Annotated in this window: 16 protein-coding genes; 10 read left to right on the forward strand and 6 right to left on the reverse strand. The window is 40.2% G+C overall.

Annotation, left to right across the window (positions count from 1 at the left end; translation table 11 throughout):
- Positions 1-104: 104 nt before the first annotated feature.
- The 10 genes from hemL (at position 105) to rfaD (ending at position 8,299) form a co-directional block, all read left to right on the forward strand.
- Positions 105-1,406, forward strand: a complete 1,302-nt coding sequence (hemL, locus tag H153_RS0105645; RefSeq protein ID WP_022847168.1) for a glutamate-1-semialdehyde 2,1-aminomutase — start codon at positions 105-107, stop codon at positions 1,404-1,406.
- Positions 1,407-1,517: 111 nt separating this feature from the next.
- Positions 1,518-3,071, forward strand: a complete 1,554-nt coding sequence (gene guaA, locus H153_RS0105650) for a glutamine-hydrolyzing GMP synthase (protein ID WP_022847169.1) — start codon at positions 1,518-1,520, stop codon at positions 3,069-3,071.
- Between the two features lie 2 nt (positions 3,072-3,073).
- Positions 3,074-3,973, forward strand: coding sequence for a quinolinate synthase NadA (gene nadA, locus H153_RS0105655; protein ID WP_022847170.1), 900 nt, complete (start codon positions 3,074-3,076; stop codon positions 3,971-3,973).
- 9 nt (positions 3,974-3,982) lie between these two features.
- Entirely contained in the window at positions 3,983-4,450 is a 468-nt protein-coding gene (locus H153_RS0105660; RefSeq protein WP_022847171.1) for a hypothetical protein, read from the forward strand.
- 12 nt (positions 4,451-4,462) lie between these two features.
- The gene (locus H153_RS0105665; RefSeq protein WP_022847172.1) at positions 4,463-4,879 is read left to right on the forward strand and encodes an NIL domain-containing protein; all 417 of its coding nucleotides are present in this window, start codon (positions 4,463-4,465) and stop codon (positions 4,877-4,879) included.
- 9 nt (positions 4,880-4,888) lie between these two features.
- Positions 4,889-5,122 (forward strand): hypothetical protein, encoded by a 234-nt coding sequence (locus tag H153_RS0105670; protein ID WP_022847173.1) that lies wholly within the window; start codon positions 4,889-4,891, stop codon positions 5,120-5,122.
- Positions 5,119-6,036: an ornithine carbamoyltransferase gene (gene argF / locus H153_RS0105675; RefSeq protein ID WP_022847174.1), complete on the forward strand. Its 918-nt coding sequence runs from the start codon at positions 5,119-5,121 to the stop codon at positions 6,034-6,036. Before H153_RS0105670 ends, argF begins: the two co-directional genes overlap by 4 nt.
- Positions 6,037-6,049: 13 nt before the next feature.
- Positions 6,050-7,054: a 3-dehydroquinate synthase II gene (locus tag H153_RS0105680; protein ID WP_022847175.1), complete on the forward strand. Its 1,005-nt coding sequence runs from the start codon at positions 6,050-6,052 to the stop codon at positions 7,052-7,054.
- Between the two features lie 16 nt (positions 7,055-7,070).
- A complete protein-coding gene (locus H153_RS0105685) occupies positions 7,071-7,358 on the forward strand; it encodes a hypothetical protein (protein WP_022847176.1) in 288 nt (95 codons plus the stop codon).
- On the forward strand, positions 7,355-8,299 hold the full coding sequence (rfaD, locus tag H153_RS0105690; protein ID WP_022847177.1) for an ADP-glyceromanno-heptose 6-epimerase: 945 nt from the start codon (positions 7,355-7,357) through the stop codon (positions 8,297-8,299). The genes H153_RS0105685 and rfaD overlap by 4 nt, the downstream gene beginning before the upstream one ends.
- A gap of 8 nt (positions 8,300-8,307) precedes the next feature.
- On the opposite strand, the gene H153_RS09440 is transcribed toward rfaD, so the two are convergent.
- The 6 genes from H153_RS09440 to dnaB form a co-directional block, all read right to left on the reverse strand.
- Positions 8,308-9,420, reverse strand: coding sequence for an HD domain-containing phosphohydrolase (locus H153_RS09440; RefSeq protein ID WP_022847178.1), 1,113 nt, complete (start codon positions 9,418-9,420; stop codon positions 8,308-8,310).
- Complete coding sequence (locus H153_RS09445) at positions 9,421-10,188, reverse strand: MBL fold metallo-hydrolase (RefSeq protein ID WP_022847179.1); 768 nt, start codon at positions 10,186-10,188, stop codon at positions 9,421-9,423. It abuts the gene before it with no gap.
- A gap of 17 nt (positions 10,189-10,205) precedes the next feature.
- Positions 10,206-12,536: a hypothetical protein gene (locus H153_RS0105705; protein ID WP_022847180.1), complete on the reverse strand. Its 2,331-nt coding sequence runs from the start codon at positions 12,534-12,536 to the stop codon at positions 10,206-10,208.
- An 11-nt stretch (positions 12,537-12,547) separates the two neighbouring features.
- Entirely contained in the window at positions 12,548-13,282 is a 735-nt protein-coding gene (locus tag H153_RS0105710) for a FecR family protein (protein ID WP_022847181.1), read from the reverse strand.
- 9 nt (positions 13,283-13,291) lie between these two features.
- Entirely contained in the window at positions 13,292-14,482 is a 1,191-nt protein-coding gene (locus H153_RS0105715; RefSeq protein ID WP_022847182.1) for a hypothetical protein, read from the reverse strand.
- Between the two features lie 76 nt (positions 14,483-14,558).
- The gene (gene dnaB, locus H153_RS0105720; protein ID WP_027720048.1) at positions 14,559-16,010 is read right to left on the reverse strand and encodes a replicative DNA helicase; all 1,452 of its coding nucleotides are present in this window, start codon (positions 16,008-16,010) and stop codon (positions 14,559-14,561) included.
- Positions 16,011-16,027: the final 17 nt, after the last annotated feature.

Here is a 16,027-nt window from a genome sequence, read left to right on the forward strand (position 1 = left end):
GTGAAAAGGGTTTTTAGTAAAGTGGATTGACCGCACCACAGGTTGTCTGCTAATTCTTTTACTTGTGGTAAACTTTTGCTGAATTTACCCTTCAGGAGGAAGAGATGGGCGTTGAGAAATCAATGAGACTTTTTGAAGAGGCAAAAAGGTACATTCCCGGCGGTGTTAACAGTCCTGTTAGGGCTTTTAAATCTGTTGGTGACGTGCCAAGGTTTATTGAAAGGGCAAAGGGTTCTCACATTTGGGATGTTGATGGAAATGAGTACATAGATTACGTCTGTTCCTGGGGCCCTATGATTTTGGGCCACGCTCACGATGAAGTTATTGCTGCGATAAAAGAGCAGGCTGAAAATGGAACAAGTTACGGTGCACCGACAGAGCTTGAAGTTAAGCTTGCGAAGATGATTGTTGAAATGGTGCCTTCAGTGGAAAAGGTAAGAATGGTTAACTCTGGAACGGAAGCCACCATGTCTGCTATAAGGCTTGCGAGGGGCTATACAAAGAGGGATAAAGTTGTTAAATTTGAAGGCTGTTATCACGGTCATGTTGATTCCCTTTTGGTGAAAGCAGGTTCAGGTCTTGCTACCTTTGGCGTGCCAACAAGTCCGGGTATTCCAGAAGACTTTGCAAAGCATACAATTACAGTGCCTTACAACAACATTGACGCACTTAAAAAGGTTATAGATGAAGCTGGTGAAAACATAGCCTGTGTTATTATGGAACCTGTCATGGCAAATGCGGGACTTATTCTTCCTGAAGATGGTTTTCTTGAGAAAGTTAGAGAGATAACCGCTGAAAAAGGTATACTTCTTATATTTGATGAAGTTATTACCGGTTTCCGCCTTGCACCGGGAGGTGCTCAAGAGTATTTCGGAATCACACCTGATCTTTCCTGTTTTGGAAAGATTATAGGTGGCGGTCTTCCTGTGGGTGCTTTTGGAGGAAAGGCAGAGATAATGGATTACCTTGCACCTGAAGGTCCTGTGTATCAGGCTGGAACGCTTTCCGGAAATCCTCTTGCAATGGTTGCAGGTATAAAGACACTTGAAATTTTAAAGAGACCTGGCGTTTACGAAGCTTTGAGAGAAAAGGGTAAAAAGTTTGCAGAGGGTATAAAGGCGGCTGCTGAAAAGGCCGGCGTTGCAGATAAACTCTGCTTTAAGAATCTTGAGTCTATTTCCTGCGTCTTCTTTACCAGTGAAACAGTTAAGGATTACGCTTCTGCTGCTACGTCAAATACGGAAGCTTACGCTGCCTACTTTAGAGAGATGCTTAAAAGGGGCGTTTATCTTGCACCTTCGCAGTTTGAAGTTGCTTTTGTTTCAACAGCTCATACTGATAAAGATATTGAAAGAACAATTTCTGCAGCAGAGGAAGCCTTCTCATCTGTTAAAGATTTACTCTAATTTCAATTGAGGCGGGGATTCCCGCCTTTCTTCCTCCTTTCGTTGCAATAAAAATAAGGTAGTATAATTTTCCTGTTAAATTTCTAAATTCCCGTACTTAGAGGTTAAGAGATGGTAAAAGATATTCATGAAAGCAAGATTCTCATCCTTGATTTTGGTTCTCAGTACACTCAGCTCATTGCAAGGCGTTTGAGAGAAAAACACGTTTACTGTGAGATACATCCTTTCAATACGCCGGTTGAAAAGATAAGGAAGTTTGCACCGAAGGGAATAATTCTTTCAGGTGGTCCTGCAAGCGTTTATGCTGATGGGTCGCCAAAGGTTGGAATGGAAATTTTTGAACTTGGCGTTCCTGTTTTGGGTATTTGCTACGGAATGCAGCTTATAACGTACCTATTTGGTGGAGAAGTTGTCAGAGCTGAAAGGCACGAATACGGAAGAGCTGAGCTTTCCGTTCTTGATAATGAAGATCTTTTTAAAGGACTTCCCGAAAAGTTTACAGTTTGGATGAGTCACGGTGACAGGGTTTTAAAAATTCCAGAAGGTTTTGAGCCGATAGCAGAAACAGAGAACGCGCCTTACGCAGCCATAAGAAACAAAGAGAAGAATATATACGGTGTCCAGTTTCACCCAGAGGTTAAGCATACACAATTTGGCGACAAAATCCTTGAAAACTTTGCGGTGGAAATATGCGGTTGTGAGCCTTCATGGACAATGGAGAATTTTATTGAGTATGAGATAGATAAAATCAGGAAAACTGTTGGAAATAAAAATGTGATTTGCGCTCTTTCAGGCGGCGTAGACTCTTCCGTTGTCGCTGCACTTTTACATAAAGCCATTGGTGACCAACTTTATCCGATATTCGTTGATACGGGGCTTTTAAGGAAAGGAGAAAGAGAAAGCGTAGAGAAGACGTTTAAAGAGAAGTTTCACATGAAAAACTTTAGAACTGTTGATGCTTCTTCTCTCTTCCTTGAAAGGTTAAAAGGTGTTGTAGATCCTGAGAAGAAGAGAAAGATAATAGGTCACACTTTCATAGAAGTTTTTGAAAAGGCGGCGAAAGAGATATCAGATGCGGAATTTTTGGCACAGGGAACACTGTATCCTGATGTTATAGAGAGTGTTTCCGTAAAAGGTCCTTCTGCAACGATTAAATCTCACCACAACGTTGGTGGTCTTCCTGAAAGATTGAACTTTAAGCTTATAGAACCTTTAAGGGAGCTTTTTAAAGACGAGGTTAGAGAACTTGGCAAAGAACTTGGACTTCCTGATGAGATCATTAAGAGGCAGCCTTTCCCTGGTCCTGGCCTTGCGATAAGGATTATTGATGAAGTTAAACCTGAATATCTTGAGATTTTGAGAGAAGCTGATGCCATTGTGCTTGAGGAGATAAAGAAAGCGGAGCTTTACGACAAAATCTGGCAGTCCTTTGCTGTCTTTTTACCTGTAAAGAGTGTCGGTGTCATGGGTGACGTGAGGACTTACGATTACGTTATCGCTATAAGGGCTGTTGAAAGTACTGATGGGATGACTGCTGATTGGGTAAAGCTTCCATACGAGCTTCTTGAGAGAATTTCTAACAGAATCATAAATGAGGTTCAGGGCGTTAACCGCGTTGTCTATGACATTACATCAAAACCACCTGGCACGATAGAGTGGGAGTAAAGATGGAAATTTTGAAAGAGATAAAGAAGCTGAAGAAAGAGAAAAATGCGGTTATTCTTGCACATTACTATCAGGATGGGATGATTCAGGATATTGCTGATTTTGTCGGTGATTCCCTTGAGCTTGCGAGAAAAGCTGTTGAAATAGAAGCTGAAACAGTTTTAATGTGCGGTGTCTATTTTATGGCTGAAACGGTTAAGATTCTTAATCCGGAAAAGAAGGTTTTAATTCCCTATCCTAAAGCCGGCTGTCTAATGGCAGATATGGTTATAGAAGATGAGTTAAAAGCTTTTAAAGAGGAGAATCCCGATTACACGATTGTTACCTATGTTAACAGTTCAGCCGCCGTTAAGGCACTTTCTGACATCTGCTGCACGTCAGCTAACGCTGTAAAGGTGGTTTCATCTGTTGAAGGTGAAAAGGTTCTTTTTGTTCCGGATAAAAACCTTGGTAGCTATGTCGCCGAGCAGGTGAAGGACAAGGAGATAAAACTCTGGAACGGTTACTGTCCGGTTCATGAAAAACTTACTGCCCAATGGCTGGAACCTTTGAAGAAAAAATATCCGAACGCAGAGGTTGTTGTTCATCCCGAATGTTCTCCTTCTGTGAGAAAGCTTGCCGATTTTATAGGTAGCACATCTCAGATAATTAGACACGTGAAGGCTTCCGATAAAGATAGCTTTATTGTCGGGACAGAAAGGGGAATTATCCATCAGCTTAAGAAGATTAAGCCTGAAGCAACGTTCATTTCTGCCTATGAAACTTTTATCTGCGACCAGATGAGAATGATAACACTTGATAGAATAGCTAATTCACTTAAAAATGGTGTTTATGAAGTGAAGGTTGATGCCGAAACTGCAGAAAAGGCGAAAAGAGCAATAGAGAGAATGCTTGCACTTTAGGAGGATTAAATGGCCTTACCTCAGGGTAAAAGATTTGAAGTTTCACAGGAACCGCTTTTTATAGTGCTGCCGATTTTTATAGATGTTCTTTTTCTCATAGCGGCAATTATGGCACACGGTATTTTAAGGCTTCTTCTTTTTGGAATACTTGTTGCCCTTCTTTATCTTCTCTACCGCCAGCTTAAACCGATACTTACCAACTACAGGTTTGTTATGACGCCTAAATCTATCTGGATAGAGAATTTTTCGGGTAATAAGGTTAGAGAGGTTGACTGGAAAAAGGTAGAAGCTGCGGCCGCAGGTTATAAGATTACGCTGAAAAAAATCTACCTTTACAACTTTTACTTCAGGGTTAAAAAAGAGGAAGACCTGATATTTGCCGTTACGACGATCAAACCTGACCTTGCTTCAAAATTCCAGAATTTTATAAGGGTTTTTGTAAGGAAGAAGATACCCATACAGATTGTCAAACCGTAGGAGATGGATTGAATGAAAGAGTCTTCTGTTAAGCTTGTTCTTACGTTTCCAAAGGAGACGTGGGATAAACCGGTTATCTATAAGCTTGTGAAGGATTACGACCTTGTCGTTAATATATTGAGGGCTGAAATACTTCCAAAGATGGAAGGTTCTGCCGTTCTTGAGCTTAAGGGAGATTCTGACAGTTTAAAGAGAGCTGTTAAGTTTCTCAAGGGAATCAACGTAAAGGTTAGACCTCTTGAGCTTGACATATTCAGGGAAGATGAAAAGTGTATTCACTGCGGTGCGTGTATAGCACCGTGTCCGACGAACGCTTTTTACCTTGATCCTGTAACGTTTAGGGTTGAGTTTGACAAGACAAAGTGTGTTGGTTGCGGCCACTGTATTCCTGCCTGTCCGACGCGCATAATCTACTCGCCGGAGTTTTAGGAGGAGAGGGTGTTTCAGATACTTCTTGTGATGCTACTTCTTTTGATAGTTATGCTGTTTCTTTTCAGTCTGAAGATATATTTTATGCTTGATGGATTTTCACATAAGCTTATGGAGATAGACGCCAGACTTTTAAAGATAGAAAAAGAATATTTTGAACTTAAGGCAAAGGTGGACCACATGGATACCAGTTTTAAGATGACAATGCAGAAATTAAATAGCTTGTTTAGGAGTGATAAATGAAGGACTTTATCTCTATGCTTGACATTACTAAAGAGGAACTTGCAGAACTTCTTGAGGCTACGGCAGTTATAAAAGAGAAACAGAAGAAAGGAGAAGTTTTTCAACCGTTAAAGGGAAAAACGGTTGCTTTAATATTTGAGAAGCCTTCAACAAGGACCAGAGTTTCTTTTGAAGTTGGCGTTTTCCAGCTTGGAGGACACGGCGTTTACATGGATACGAAAGGTTCTCAGCTGGGTAGAGGAGAACCGCTTAAAGATACAGCAAGAGTCCTCTCAAGGTACGTTGACGGTATCGTTATCAGGACGTTTGGTCAGGACAGAGTCGTAGAGATAGCAAGGTATTCAAAGGTTCCTGTTATTAACGCCCTTACCGACGAGGAACATCCGTGTCAGGTGGTTGCCGACCTATTTACCATAAAAGAGTATTTAAGAGAGCTTAAAGGTCTAAAAGTTGCTTACCTTGGTGATGGTAACAACATGTGCAACTCCTGGCTTATTGGTGCTGCTATGACAGGAATAAACTTTTACGCTGCAACGCCTGAAGGTTATGAGCCACTGCCGTTTTACATTGAAAAGGCAAAAGAGATAGCCAGGAGCACCGGTTCGGAGATAGTTGTGACTCATAATCCTCTGGAAGCAGTTAAGGATGCTGATGTTGTCTATACCGACGTCTGGGCAAGCATGGGACAGGAAGAAGAGGCAGAAAAGAGGAAAAGATTATTTATGCCTTATCAGGTGAACATGAAGCTTTTGAAGCATGCAAAACCTGATGTTCTCTTTATGCATTGTCTTCCAGCCCACAGAGATGAGGAAGTTACAGATGAGGTTATAGAGAGTTGCCGTTCAATTGTCTGGGATCAGGCTGAAAACAGATTGCATGCCCAGAAGGCGCTTCTTACAAAGCTGATAAAGTGAGGGAGGAATAGATATGTCAAAAGAACTTATTGTAAGGGTTAAAAGCCCTGAAGATAAAACCGTTGTTACAACAGCCCTTGAGTCTGGTGTTTTTGCCCTGCTGCTTGAAAACGGTGGCAGTGAGAAGATAAAGAAACTTGCAAGGGTTAAAACAATTGCACCTGATGGAGATTACAGGTTAGGTGAGGATTTTATCGTTGTTGAGATAAAGAACAAGCAGGATGAGGAACTGGCGGCGAAGTATCTAAAGCAGGGAAAGAACGTTATTGTTAAAACAACCGACTGGACGATTATCCCTATAGAAAACCTTCTTGCCCAGGGTGACAACCTGTACGCGTGGGTGAGAAACGCAGAAGAAGCCAAAACTGCCATAACAATTCTTGAAAAAGGGACGAAGGGTGTTGTTCTTGACACCGAGGACATAAACGAGATTAAGAAGACCGGTGAAGTTATAAGGCTTGCCGGTGAGAGTGTTAACCTTAAAACGGCAACAATTAAAAAGATAACACCTATAGGAATGTGTGATAGGGTGTGCATAGATACGGCTTCTCTCATGGAAAGGGGAGAAGGAGCGTTAGTTGGCAACTCTTCTGCCGGTATGTTTCTTGTTCATGCCGAAACAGAGTCCAACCCTTACGTTGCAGCAAGACCCTTCAGGGTAAATGCAGGTGCTGTTCACATGTACGTCAGATTGCCCGGCGGAAAGACAAAGTACCTTTCAGAGATAAAGAGCGGCGACGAGATTATGATTTACAACTATAAAGGCGAAGGAAGAGTAGCTTACGTTGGAAGGGCTAAAGTTGAAAGAAGGCCTATGCTTTTAGTAGAGGCTGAAACAGAAGACGGCAAAAAGGTTGCTGGAATCCTTCAAAATGCTGAAACAATCAGACTTACAACGCCTGAAGGTAATCCAATATCCGTTGTTGAGTTAAAACCGGGAGATAAAGTTCTTGTTTATACTGAAAAGCCCGGAAGACATTTCGGAATGAAGGTTGAAGAGACAATCATAGAAAAATGATAAGCGGAGGCGAAAGATGGACAGCTATTTCAGAGAGTTTCTTGCAGATATTCCCGATTCAGGACTTGGAGAAGATAGAATATGTGATGTTTTCGTTCAGAGGGTTTACGATGACCCTACAAAGGCTACAAGCTTTAAGTGGGCCGTTTCCATTATGAGGTTTAAGGGTAACGACCTTGAAGAGGCAAAAACCCTTGCAACGTTCGTAAACTATAAACTTGCCCTTGATTTTGGCAAGAAGGTAAAGGAGGCTTTTGAGAAAAAAGGGTATGAGACATATCTCAAGGGAGAGGTTGGAGAATGAGATTTCTTGTTACCGGCGGTGCAGGATTTATAGGTTCAAACCTTGCCTTCGAACTTAAGAAACGGTATCCGGATGCGGAAGTTGTTATTCTTGACAACTTTTCTTCAGGTCATTTTAAAAATCTTATAGGTTTTGACGGCGAAATAATAACCGGTTCAATTACCGATGACAATGTTATTGAAGAGATAGAAAAGAGAAACTTTGATGCTATCTTTCATCAGGCGGCAAATGTTGACACGACAGACCACAGACAGAAAGAAATGATGGAAACAAACTGTGAGGCTTTTAAAAAGATTCTGAATGCCGCCTTGAAAACGAAAGCTTCCGTCATTTACGCTTCTTCTGCCGCCGTTTACGGAAATGGCGATGTTCCCATGAAGGTTCATCAACCTCTTTTCCCTGAAAATGTTTACGGTTTTTCAAAATATGCGATGGATATGTTTACCTGCAAGTTTATGAAAGAGCATCCGCAGATGCACGTTGTGGGTCTCAGATATTTCAATGTTTACGGTCCCCGTGAGACGTTCAAAGGGAAAATGGCAAGCATGATTTTAAAGTTAACCGTTCAGATAATGAAGGGGAAAAGACCGAGGCTTTTCAAATGGGGAGAGCAGAAGAGAGACTTTGTCTATGTTATGGATTGTGTTGAAGCCAACATAAAGGCTTATGAAAGTTTTAAAAACGGTATCTTAAACGTTGGAACAGGCAGAGCCAGAAGCTTTAACGAAGTTGTTGACGTTATCAAAAAAACTCTGGGTGTGGACATTGAAACGGAATACTTTGACAATCCCTATGACTTTTATCAGAACTATACGGAAGCTGATTTGACCAATACAAAAGAAATACTTGGCTGGACACCTCAGGTTCAGATAGAAGAAGGCATCCCTGCATACATAGACTGGATTAGAGAAAACGTGAACATCAATAAACTTGATTTTTAGGCGGAGGGCTAATCCGCCTCTTTTTCTTCATTTTCATCCGGCAGAGATTCCTTTATTTCAAACAGTTCATCAGCTTTTCTGATTACGATTTCGGCTATCCTTGGATCAAAGTGCGTTCCGGCCTCTTCTTCTAAAAGTTTGATAACTTTTTCTTTTTGCCAGGCAGGTTTATAGGGCCTTTTTGATATTAGTGCATCAAATACATCAACAGCAGCAGCTATTCGACCGTAAATGGATATTTCCTCTCCCTTCTTTCCGTAAGGGTATCCAGTTCCGTCAAATTTTTCGTGGTGCTCAAGGGCTATGAGAGCAGCTATCTGCAGTAACCGGCTTTTGCTTCCTTTTAGAATATTGAAACCTATTATCGTGTGCTTTTCCATAATTTTTCTTTCTTCTTCCGTTAACTTTCCCGGCTTGAGTAATATTCTGTCAGGTATCCCTATCTTTCCTATGTCATGCATTTGCGTGGCTAAAAAGAGTATGTTTATTTCATCATCGTCAAATCCAAGCTCTCTTCCCACAACCTTTGCGTATAGACCTGTCCTTAAAATATGGTTTTTTGTTTCTTTGTCTTTGTATTCAGCAGCATGTGAAAGTTTTAAGACGGTTTCTTTGTAGGCGTCGTTAAGTTCCGCGTACAGGTTCGTGTTTTCTATGGCCGAAGCCGCATATCCGCTTAAGAGTGTCAACATATCTTCGTCTTCTTCAGAAAAGTTACCATATAATTTGTTGATTGCCTGAAATACTCCAATCACTTCACCTTTTCGATTCAGGAGGGGTACGGCGAGAATGTTTCTCGTTCTGTATCCCGTTTTTTTGTCAATGCTTTTCTCAAACCTATAGTCGCTGTATGCGTCGTTAACGATGAGGGATTTACCATGCTGAAAGGTCCATCCAACGATACCTTTATCCCATGGAATCTCTATCCTTTCAACACCGTGAGCCACTATGGTCCACAGGATCTTATTTTCAGGATCTGCTAAAAAGAGACTGCATCTGTCAACATCGAGGATATCTCTTGCAACGTCGGATAGGAGGGATAAAAGTTTATGTAAATCTTTTTCACGGGTAATCTTTTCTGCGAAAGTAAGAAGAATTTGTAGTTTCTTGTCGGCAGCCATTTACACCTCTACAGTTTTGCCGTCAGATAGAACTTTAATGTTCCACTTTAGTTTGGAAAGCTCTTCTTTTATTTCTTCAACAAACGGAAATTTAAGGTGGTAAGCATAGATGGGAAGCTCTTTTGAAATGTTATTTTCTTCGAGGTCCTTTTTCAGTTCGCTTACACAGTAATGCTTTGCCTTTCGGGAAAGGTCCACCATGGATGAAGGGTAAGAAACATCAATAAAAACGGCTTTTATCCTGTTTTCATTTTTGACGAGATTCCACATCTGTTTACATTTATACGTATCGCCACTTATCAGGATACCTTTGTTTTCTTCAAATATAGCAAATCCGAAAGTTTTAACGGTATGGTTTGCCTTTAAAGGGTAAACCGTCAGGTTGCTAAGTCTCAATAGTTTTCCTTCTTCCAATCTCTTTAGGATTACAGCATCTTCACCGTTTGCCATTTTAAAATTTTTAAGCTCCGGCCAGACGGTGCCGTTGAATATGTGATTTTTGAGTGTTTGTATAACTTCATCATTTCCATAAACGGTAAGTGGGCTTTTTCTGTTTTTGTTAAACGGAATTTCGTCAATGAAAAAAGGTAGATCCTGCAGATGATCCATGTGGCTGTGAGTGACCAGTATGTGCTCTATTTCTTCTCGATTTACTTCTTTTGCAAAGAGATTTCCACAGTCAACAGCTACTTTGTTCGAAATAATGAATGTTACAAGATTCATTAACTTGCTTTTTGAACCGTAACATCCAGCCACATTTATAATCATTTTTCATTTCCCTGTCTTTAGTAAATCGGCTTAAATATTTTAGCAATTACCGAAAAGTTGCCGTCGGAGAGTTTGCAGAATCTTGCAGCATAAACAAAATCCGGAATTTGAGGAACCTGGTATATATAGGTACCGTTTGTGTAATCAAGTGACCAGGTATCGTTTGCCGAACCTCCATCAGAATCTATTATATTGAACTTACACGTGCCGGTGGCGTTGAATGAGGCCGGATCCCACGTCAATATGATGTCAAATCCCGAGTAGGAGGATATGGCATACGCTGTTTCATTTCCGACTATGTTTACAGAGATGTTAATATCTTCTCTTTCCCCCCTATTGTAATTAATGGCATATCCGTTGATATCAGGAGCCATGTTGATTAAATATTGTAACGGGAGTGCTTTATCGGATGTTGTGAATTCTACTGTTCTGTTATTGGATAAAACGACGGTTGCTCTTTCATCCCAGTCTGTTGTAAAGTTTGCGCTGTTTTTGAAAACATCCATGTTCAGTTTGCCCGTTTTTACCACTGGTTTAAACGTATAGCTGTCTATTTCTGAGTTTAATTTGAAAACCTTACCGATCTCCAGACTTCGCTGGCTGTTGTAACACAAAACTCTTATGTATTCGGTTCCGTCTGGAATTGATGTTTCGAGAAACGGAACCGATGACGGCAGTTCTTTAACGGAGTAGAGCGGTTCTTTTGCCCCTTTTATTATGAAATATTCTCCTATCGGTGAAGTCTCTTCAACGTAAGGGTAACCTTTAACGGTGGCATTGCTCAAGAAGTCAACATCACAAAAGTCCACGATAGCGGGGTTAACATCTACAAGCATTTTCAGTGTTCCGTTTGACAGGCTGTAATCTATATTGCATGTTTCAGATAAAAGTGATGGGTTAAAGCTGAAAGAGAGGGAATTTCCACTTACGGAAATCGGCGTTTTTACTTTTATAAACTTTCCTTCCGGTGTAATGCCTTCGAGTATTCCCGTGCTGTTTGACGTTACGGTTTTGTTGGATGTAATGATCCCCGAAAAGTCTGTGAACGGAGATAAAGCTGCTATTTTTGCGCAGACAGAAGAGTAACCGTCCGGGTTTGTGAAATCTATTACCGGATGCAGTTCAGTGCCGTTCATGATTGTCTGAAAAATCGCAGCCTGCGTTCCGTTTAGCAGGTCGTCAAGGGCCGCGACTGTCAGTACAAACGGCTCGGGAAGTGTTTCGTTGAATGTGTAGTTGTACGTGTTTACGGTGTAGTTTCCGGGAAATACAGGCATTTGAACACCGAACGTTTCAAATGTAAAGTAGCTGTCGCCTGTTTTACCGTATTCCGGAAAGATGAAGATGCTGTCAAGGTTTGTATTTACTGTGAAATTTCCGTTGTAAGCGATTTCGGTTGCCGGGTAGAAGATTCCCTTAAAGTAACCGGAGTAGCTACAGGTTGTATTTACAAATTGGGGAATGTTCACGGAAACCGTTGTATCATTTTCGTCAATTAGAGTGATGTTGCTTGAAATTCCGCCGGACGGATAAGAGATCGTTACATTGTCCGTTCTCAATGTTGATAGGTTGCTGTTAAAAGAATACATCTTATACGAACCGTTTCCGTTGTATTCAAACAGGGAGGATGTAAAGCCGGACAGTCCGAAAGGAGCCGTGTAATTTAAGAAAGAAAGGTCTATCCCCGATATGTATAAGTTTTCGATAAGATCGGATATGCCGTTGTTGAAAACGGAGAGAGTTCCTTTTCTCAGAATTATAGATTGAAAAAAGTCTTTCAGTATCAATTTCGTGTTATTGTATGTATCATTGTAGAAAACCTCGCCGGCGCTGCTAATGGGCAAAAAGTACTCAGAAAAAATGTCTCGAAATCCTGCAGGTGGATTATGAATAAAGTCGGCGTTTATTTCTTTTACAAAGGAAGTTATAAACGGATATTCCCCAGATGTGACATTTCCGTAGATTCCCGTTGTGACGAAAAGCTTTTTAAGTTTCACATTTACTGTTGTTTCACCGCTGATGTCTATTTTTCCAATACCAGAATAGATCGGATATTTCAGTCCATCAATATCTCTATAAATAACAACTTCAAATATTCTGTCTGCTCCTGCCGGAACTTCTAAGACAAATGTATGGGCACCGCCAGAAATATCATCCCACTCTCTAACGATGGGATTTATATCTAAAGAATCAATGGTTATCTTTACATCATATAAAAATTCAGCCTTTTCCACCGGTATGGATACATTTATGCGCAGGTTTCCCATATTATCGGAGGAAAGAGTGGAGTAGCCACACGAAAATAGTATTGAGCTAATAAAACAGATAAGTAATGAGAGCTTTCGCACGGCTATCCTCCTTAGAGTCCTTCTATTGATGTGTCAGGAATTTCTATGTTGAAGTTTGCCCTGGACTTTTCAGGTTTTTCCACATCCATTTCCTCCATTATCTCCTCTTCTTTACCGTTGTAAGGTGTAAGAGAGGGATATTCTGTCTTTTCCGCTGACTCTCTCTCGTAGAAGATTTTTTTCAGCACCTCTTCAGGAGCAATTTTGGGATAGAAAAGCTTTCTTACCGGGTAAATTGTAATCATTTCACCTTTTTTAACTTCTATTAATTTTTGAGGGTAAAAGAGGTTTTTCACTTCAACCAGTCCTGAATTTACTATCACGGTGACTCTGTTGATTGAAGAATCAACAAATAGTTCTGTCCCTTTCACTCCTATAATAGCTACGGGAGTTTTTATTATAAATTTTCCTCTGGTTCTTTTTACTATTTTATACACCACTTTTCCATATGGATTTTCTACGGCGACCGTTCCCGACGGAATGTATCTTTCAACTATTAACCTGCTACTTTCTAACATTGTAACAGAACTTTTGTCTATAAAATTTATTGTGGCTTTACTTCTTCTTTTCGTTCTTACAACATCGCCCACATCAAAAATTCCCCTGATTTTTTTCCAGAAAATACCTTTAAATGTATCTTTTCTGACTACTTCCACCCTTCCCGTTGCTTTTACAATTTTACCCACGTATCCGTGAGCGCTGAGAGGTATTGCAAATAGAAACATTACTATCAAATATTTTTTCATATCAACCTCTCAAAAGCTTCCAGAGAATGTAAGTCCTGCTACGTATCTTGAATAGTTGTCTTCAAGACTACCGGAACCAAATCCCTTTTCGTATCTCAATTCCGTACTTATTTTTGTTAAGTTTGATAAACTTTTTTCAACAATAACACTGCATCCCGGTATGATATTTCTGCTTCCGTCAGTATAGTATCTCATGTTCAGATAAGGAGTTATAAATACTGCAACCTCTGTTATATTTCTTTTTAATGTAAGAACGGTTTTTACCGCAATCTTATCCGGAAAACTTGCGAAATTTTTGTAAAGCACTGAAACTAAAATGTCTTTTATCTTTGAATTAATTTTTGCATATAGAGCATTTTTGCTTGATGTTTCAAGGTTTATCTCGCCGCCAGCTGTAAAAGATGTGGAAAATAGGGAAAATCCTTTTAAGCCTGTTTGGAATCCAAGTATATAGGATGAATCGTCCGTGTAGATATAATAGGGGCTCAGAGTAATTGTTTTATCATCTGATTTTCTTTCATAAAAGGGAGATAAAGAAATGTAGTCTAAAAATCTATTGTCTCTGTTTATCTGATAAGATACGAATGTTTTTACTCCCCATGAGGAATTCCTGGAAATTGCCGAATATTTAAAGCCTGTGTTAATCATCCAGCCACCGAACGTCTCCTTGAATTCATCCTCCGGTATAAACAGAGGGTTTGAGTCATATTGTATGGTAGAAAATACTTTTACAGTTTTTACAGGCAGTCCTGTTTTCAGTTTTAGTTCCGGATTTTTAATTTGTTCAGCTATTGACTTTGCCGTTTCATTTTTATTAAGTGCCCTGTAAGACAAAGCAGTCAGAAGTTTTACTTCATCAGGAACATGCCTGCCGAGCTTTTTGTATATTTCTATAACTTTCTGATAGTTTCTTCTTGAAAAGTAGATTTCTGCTAAAATTTTCCCCGTTTCGGGGAGGGGCTTTTTCTGGAAAGATAGCCGGAGAAGTCTTTCCCCTTTTTTGTAATTTCCGGTCATTAACATGGAAAATCCAAGATAAAGTAGCTCCTCTGCTGAAAGTCTCTGCTCCGGAACATTTTGGAGAATTCCAATTATTTCATCGTAGTCTTGATTTTTAAACATATTTCCTAAATTTTCTGCTGGAAAAGCGGTGCCTGTAAATACAATGAGAGATAGATATACCACTGCCAGTTTTTTCATTAAATCCCCGTAGATGTTTTAATTAAAATTTATAATCATACAAACAGAATATCAAGTTGGTTTAATTAAATTGAATTCAAAATTCGAACCCGTAATCTTCATCCCCTTCATCAAATGTAAAGTCAGGCGGTGAGGAAGGTTTTGACTCCTCCATTATTATTGGCGGTTCTTCTTCAAGGTTCTCTTCTTCACTTTTTATAAGTTCTGTTTCTTTCAGGTTTTCAAACCTTGTAAGATCTTTTATAAAGGAAAGAGTTATCGTTCCGGTAGGACCGTTTCTCTGTTTTGCTATGATGATTTCTGCTATTCCCCTCTCTTCTGGCGGTGGATCTTTTTTGTAGACTTCCGGCCGGTGGATGAACATTACGACATCCGCATCCTGCTCTATTGAACCACTTTCTCTCAAATCTGCAAGCTGGGGTCTTTTGTCTGAACGGTGTTCAACCTGACGGGACAGCTGGGATAGTGCTATTACAGGTATGTTCAGCTCTTTTGCCAGTCCTTTAAGGGAGCGGGAGATTTCAGATACTTCCTGTTGTCTATTTTCCGTTTTTCTTATTCCCCTCATAAGCTGAAGGTAGTCAACGATTATAAGATCGACGCTTTTTTCACTTTTAAGTCTTCTTGCTTTTGCCCTCATCTCAAGGACGGATATGCCTGGTGTGTCGTCGATGTAGATGGGTGCTTCCCTTACTGTGTCTGCCGCTTCTATAAGTCTGTCAAGTTCCTGTGAGGACAGGAATCCAGAACGGATTTTGTGAAGTGGAACGCCAGAGGCCTGGGCTAAAAGTCTTGTTATTAACTGCTCTTTTGACATTTCAAGTGAGAAAACGGCTACGCTTTTTCCCCTTTCAACAGCTACATTGTAGGCTATGGATAGGGCAAAGGCTGTTTTTCCCATAGATGGCCTTGCCGCTATAATTATCAGGTCTGAGTCTTGAAGTCCTGAAGTTTTGGTGTCGAGATCAGAAAAACCGGTTGGAATGCCGGTAACCATTTCTCTTTTAACGGCGAGTTCTTCTATTTCCTCAATAACTTTTGGGACGATTTCCGACACAGGAACTAATGTGTTTGTTACTCTTTCTTCAGAGAGGGCGAAAACCTTCTTCTCTATGTCATCTATCAGCACGTCCGGGTCAGGTGTTTCTTCTATCTTTTTTGGAATTTCTTCTGTGATATCAATAATCTTTCTCAAGAGGGCTTTATCTTTAACTATTTTACAGGCAGATTCAAACTTCTCATAGTTGTCAAGGGCAAATTCTAACATGTACGAGAGGTATTCTTCGCCGCCAACATTTTCAAGTAAGCCCCTCTTTTCGAGTTCATCTTTGTAGAAAATTTCATTCAACTGATTTTCTGTGTATCCTTCTGCCAAAAGCATCTTGAGAAACTTGAAGAACTGTTTATGTTCTTTTTTGAAGAAATCTTCTGGATTTAAAAGTTCTACCGCCCTGAAAGCAAATGAAGGCTGAATAATTACTGTTCCGAGAACTTTCAGTTCGGCTTCTATGTCAAAGGGTTTCATCATTTACCTCTTATTAAAGT

It is taken from the genome of Desulfurobacterium sp. TC5-1, from assembly GCF_000421485.1.
Lineage (GTDB): Bacteria > Aquificota > Aquificia > Desulfurobacteriales > Desulfurobacteriaceae > Desulfurobacterium_A.